The following is a 2,905-nucleotide window of genomic DNA, read 5'->3' on the forward strand; positions in this document are numbered from 1 at the left end:
TCGCCGACGTCTTTGTCGTCTGGGCGAAATCGGCCGCGCATGGAGACGAGATTCGCGGCTTCGTGCTGGAAAAAGGCATGAAGGGGCTGTCGGCGCCGAAGATCGGCGGCAAGCTTTCGCTTCGTGCATCGATCACCGGCGAAGTGGTGATGGAAGGCGTCGAGGTCGGCGAGGACGCGCTGCTGCCCAACGTCTCGGGCCTGAAGGGGCCGTTCGGCTGCCTCAACCGAGCGCGCTACGGCATCTCCTGGGGTGCGATGGGTGCGGCGGAGGATTGCTGGCACCGCGCCCGCCAATATGGGCTCGACCGCAAGCAGTTCGGCAAGCCGCTGGCCGGCACGCAGCTTTTCCAGAAAAAGCTCGCCGACATGCAGACCGAAATCGCGCTCGGGTTGCAGGGCAGCCTGCGGGTCGGGCGGCTGATGGATGAAGGCAAGATGGCGCCGGAGATGATCTCGATCGTCAAGCGCAACAATTGCGGCAAGGCGCTCGATATTGCTCGCCAGGCCCGTGACATGCATGGCGGCAACGGCATCCAGATCGGCTATCACGTCATGCGCCACGCGCAGAACCTTGAAACCGTCAACACCTATGAGGGGACGCACGACGTGCACGCGCTGATCCTCGGGCGGGCGCAGACGGGGTTGCAGGCGTTTTTCTAAGCGACCCCTAGGTCGGTAACGCTGCTTAAATTAGGTGCAGCGCAACATCTCTGCTTGGAGAATGGCCAGCATTTGTGTCAGGGTTCGGCGAATTCGTTTGAAACGCCGACTTTCGAGGCCCCATGGCAATTCTGGCAGCCGTCTATCACCTGACCCATTACAAATATGACCGGCCGGTGGTGCTTGGTCCCCAGGTCATCAGGCTGCAGCCGGCGCCGCATTCCCGTACCAAGGTCCTCAGCCATTCGCTGAAGGTCGAGCCGGCGAACCATTTCGTCAATCTGCAGCAGGATCCCTACGGCAATTTCCTCGCCCGCTTCGTCTTTCCGGAACCGGTGACGGAGCTGAAGATCGAGGTCGACCTCGTTGCCGACATGACGGTTTACAATCCGTTCGATTTCTTCGTCGAGCCGTCGGCCGAGACCTTTCCCTTCGAATATCCGGAAGAGATCAGCGACGATCTCGCCATCTACCGGACGCCGGAACCGGCTGGGCCGCTGCTGTCGGCGTTCCTGCAAACCATCGTGCGCGACCCGACCAACACCGTCAATTTCGTCGTCGACCTCAATGCGCGCCTGCAGCGCGAGATCGCCTATATCGTGCGCATGGAAACCGGCGTCTTTTCGCCGGAGGAGACGCTTGCCGCCAAGAAAGGCTCATGCCGCGATACAAGCTGGCTGCTGGTGCAGATCCTGAGGAACCTCGGCCTCGCCGCGCGCTTCGTTTCCGGCTACCTGATCCAGTTAAAGCCCGACCTCGTCGCGCTTGACGGACCGCCCGGAACCGCTGTCGACTTCACCGATCTCCATGCCTGGTGCGAGGTCTATCTGCCGGGGGCCGGCTGGATCGGCTTCGACCCGACCTCCGGCCTGCTCACCGGCGAAAGCCATGTGCCGCTGGCCGCAACGCCGCATTTCCGCAACGCGGCGCCCATTTCCGGCATGGCGAGCTTCGCCAATGTCGAGTTCGGCTTCGACATGCGGGTCGACCGCATCGCCGAGCACCCGCGCATCACCAAGCCATTCTCCGATGAAAGCTGGCAGGCGCTTGACGCGTTGGGCAATCAGGTCGATGCCGCGCTCGAAGCCGGGGACGTGCGGCTGACCATGGGCGGCGAGCCGACCTTTGTGTCGATCGACGATTTCGAGGCGGAGGAGTGGAATACCGCCGCCGTCGGCCCTACAAAACGCGAAAAGGCCGATGCGCTGATCCGCCGGCTGCGTGAGCGTTTCGCGCCGGGCGGCTTCCTGCATTACGGTCAGGGCAAGTGGTATCCGGGCGAAAGCCTGCCGCGCTGGACGTTCTCGCTGTACTGGCGCGCCGACGGCGAGCCGGTGTGGAGCGATCCGTCGCTGATCGCACGGGAAAACAGCGAAGCAGATGTCGGACCGAAGCAGGCTGAAAGCCTGCTGACGACGATTGCCGATGAACTCGGCATCGACAAAACCATGGTCAGCGAAGCCTATGAGGATCCTGCCGAGTGGCTGCTCAAGGAAGGCAAGCTGCCGGAGAACGTCGATCCGTCCAATTCGAAGCTGGAGGATCCCGAGGAGCGCAGCCGCATGGCGCGGGTGTTCGAGCGCGGCCTGACCAAGCCATCGGGCTATGTACTGCCTGTGCAGCGCTGGAACAGCCAGGCGTCGGGACCTCGCTGGCGTTCGGAGAAATGGAAGACGCGGCGCGGCAAGCTGTTCCTGGTGCCGGGCGATTCACCGGTCGGCTATCGCCTGCCGCTCGGCACGCTGCCCCATGTGCCGCCGGCGCAGTTCCCCTACATCGTGCCGGTCGACCCTTCGCTACCGCGCGGACCATTGCCGGCGCGCCAGGCTATTTTGCCTGAGGCCGCTCCTTTGCCGGACGCTGCCCCGGCCGAATTGGAAGGCGCCGACGAAATGGCGCGCCGCCAGCAGGCGGCGTCCTTCACCGCCGCGACCGGCCAGCAGGACCGTGTCGAACAGGAGATCACCGAGATCGGCGGCGCGGTGCGCACCGCGTTGTCGGTCGAGCCGCGCGACGGGCGGCTTTGTGTGTTCATGCCGCCGGTCGAGGCGCTGGAAGATTATCTCGAACTGGTCGCGGCGGCCGAGAACGCGGCAAAGGCGATCGGGCTGCCGGTGCATATCGAGGGCTACGGCCCGCCGCACGATCCGCGCCTCAACGTCATCCGTGTGGCTCCGGATCCCGGTGTCATCGAGGTGAACATCCATCCAGCTGCGAATTGGCAGGACTGCGTGGCGACGACC

2 protein-coding genes are annotated in these 2,905 nt (G+C 64.1%); both read left to right on the top strand.

The genetic code is table 11. The features are described 5' to 3' along the window. Nucleotides 1-662, top strand: a 662-nt coding sequence (locus tag E5W87_RS13925; RefSeq protein WP_292398076.1) for an acyl-CoA dehydrogenase family protein, incomplete at its 5' end; no start/stop codon positions are given. Between the two features lie 122 nt (nucleotides 663-784). Then, on the top strand, nucleotides 785-2,905 hold a 2,121-nt coding region (locus E5W87_RS13930), incomplete at its 3' end, for a transglutaminase family protein (RefSeq protein WP_292398078.1).

Source organism: Mesorhizobium sp. (assembly GCF_004962925.1).
Lineage (GTDB): Bacteria > Pseudomonadota > Alphaproteobacteria > Rhizobiales > Rhizobiaceae > Mesorhizobium.